This is a genomic window from Bradyrhizobium sp. Ken51 (assembly GCF_055807435.1).
The window spans coordinates 1-309 of sequence record NZ_JBVVPB010000154.1 but is presented as its reverse complement, the minus strand read 5'-3'; the positions used below and the strand labels follow the sequence as shown (position 1 = coordinate 309).

1 protein-coding gene is annotated in these 309 nt (G+C 65.7%); it reads left to right on the top strand.

Features of this window, described 5'->3' with window-relative positions; translation table 11 throughout:
• A partial coding sequence (locus AC0L27_RS41275) for an efflux RND transporter permease subunit (RefSeq protein WP_473323867.1) occupies positions 1-309 on the top strand: 309 nt, incomplete at both ends.

Sequence of the window (309 nt, the reverse complement as noted above, 5' to 3'; positions counted from 1 at the left end):
ATCACGCTGGTGCTGATGGCCGTGTTCGTGCCGATGGCGTTCTTCCCGGGCTCGGTCGGCATCATCTACCGCCAGTTTTCCGTGACCATGGTCGCCGCGATCGGCTTCTCCGCCTTCCTCGCGCTGTCGCTGACGCCGGCGCTGTGTGCGACGCTGCTCAAGCCCGTCGCTGCCGGCCACGGTCACGCCAAGAAGGGCGTGTTCGGCTGGTTCAACCGCATGCTCGAAGGCGGCAAGGAGGGTTATTCCCGCACCGTCGGCTTCTCGCTGAAGCGCACCGGCCGCTTGATGCTGGTCTATGTCGCGCTG